This window comes from Pseudoclavibacter sp. JAI123 (assembly GCF_013409665.1).
GTDB lineage: Bacteria > Actinomycetota > Actinomycetes > Actinomycetales > Microbacteriaceae > Pseudoclavibacter.
This window is the reverse complement of record NZ_JACCCM010000004.1, coordinates 1-1911: the sequence shown is the minus strand read 5'-3', so window position 1 is coordinate 1911 and position 1911 is coordinate 1. Positions and strand designations below refer to the sequence as shown.

Below are 1911 nucleotides of genomic sequence, written 5' to 3'. Positions count from 1 at the left end.
ACCATCACGTTTCCAACCCCAAAGGGCGTACTCCGCACGAACAACAACAAGCACCGAATAGTCAAATGTTCCACCCATGAGCGCCACCGGTCGACGTTTGCGACCGAAATGACTTCAGCTCCACACCCCAAAGAGTGCGTGCTAAGTGCTCCTTAGAAAGGAGGTGATCCAGCCGCACCTTCCGGTACGGCTACCTTGTTACGACTTAGTCCTAATTACCGATCCCACCTTCGACGGCTCCCTCCAAAAGGTTAGGCCACCGGCTTCGGGTGTTACCGACTTTCATGACTTGACGGGCGGTGTGTACAAGGCCCGGGAACGTATTCACCGCAGCGTTGCTGATCTGCGATTACTAGCGACTCCGACTTCATGGGGTCGAGTTGCAGACCCCAATCCGAACTGAGACTGGCTTTTTGGGATTCGCTCCACCTCGCGGTATTGCAGCCCATTGTACCAGCCATTGTAGCATGCGTGAAGCCCAAGACATAAGGGGCATGATGATTTGACGTCATCCCCACCTTCCTCCGAGTTGACCCCGGCAGTCTCATATGAGTTCCCACCATTACGTGCTGGCAACATACGACGAGGGTTGCGCTCGTTGCGGGACTTAACCCAACATCTCACGACACGAGCTGACGACAACCATGCACCACCTGTATACCGACCTTGCGGGGCGAACATTTCTGAACGTTTCCGGTATATGTCAAGCCTTGGTAAGGTTCTTCGCGTTGCATCGAATTAATCCGCATGCTCCGCCGCTTGTGCGGGCCCCCGTCAATTCCTTTGAGTTTTAGCCTTGCGGCCGTACTCCCCAGGCGGGGCGCTTAATGCGTTAGCTACGACACGGAAACCGTGGAATGGTCCCCACATCTAGCGCCCAACGTTTACGGCATGGACTACCAGGGTATCTAATCCTGTTCGCTCCCCATGCTTTCGCTCCTCAGCGTCAGTAATGGCCCAGAGATCTGCCTTCGCCATCGGTGTTCCTCCTGATATCTGCGCATTCCACCGCTACACCAGGAATTCCAATCTCCCCTACCACACTCTAGTCTGCCCGTACCCACTGCAGACCCGAGGTTGAGCCTCGGGATTTCACAGCAGACGCGACAAACCGCCTACGAGCTCTTTACGCCCAATAATTCCGGACAACGCTTGCACCCTACGTATTACCGCGGCTGCTGGCACGTAGTTAGCCGGTGCTTTTTCTGCAGGTACCGTCACTTTCGCTTCTTCCCTACTAAAAGAGGTTTACAACCCGAAGGCCGTCATCCCTCACGCGGCGTTGCTGCATCAGGCTTTCGCCCATTGTGCAATATTCCCCACTGCTGCCTCCCGTAGGAGTCTGGGCCGTGTCTCAGTCCCAGTGTGGCCGGTCACCCTCTCAGGCCGGCTACCCGTCGTCGCCTTGGTGAGCCATTACCTCACCAACAAGCTGATAGGCCGTGAGCCGATCCATAACCAAAAAATCTTTCCAAACACAGACCATGCGATCGTGTTAGATATCCAGTATTAGCCACCGTTTCCGGAGGTTATCCCAGAGTTATGGGCACGTTGCTCACGTGTTACTCACCCGTTCGCCACTAATCCACCCAGCAAGCTGGGCTTCATCGTTCGACTTGCATGTGTTAAGCACGCCGCCAGCGTTCGTCCTGAGCCAGGATCAAACTCTCCGTAAATGAATAACAACCAAACAACCCGAAAGCTGCCTGATAAACATCACGCCACCACACCGAAGTGCGATGACAAGTTTGAAACTGACAAAAAACAAAACAACACCAAACCCGAAGGCTCAGTACTGACTTGTATTGTCCAAATATGTTTCCAAAAGGAATCCTTACCCCTCCAAAAAGAAGAGGCACGGGATCAAATTGGCATTTGACATAGTGCACGCTGTTGAGTTCTCAAGAATCG

At 53.7% G+C, this 1911-nt stretch carries 1 rRNA gene; it reads right to left on the bottom strand.

Annotated features, from left to right (window positions below):
* Window positions 1–156: 156 nt before the first annotated feature.
* Window positions 157–1676: ribosomal RNA gene (locus HDC34_RS17490) — 16S ribosomal RNA — on the bottom strand.
* Window positions 1677–1911: the final 235 nt, after the last annotated feature.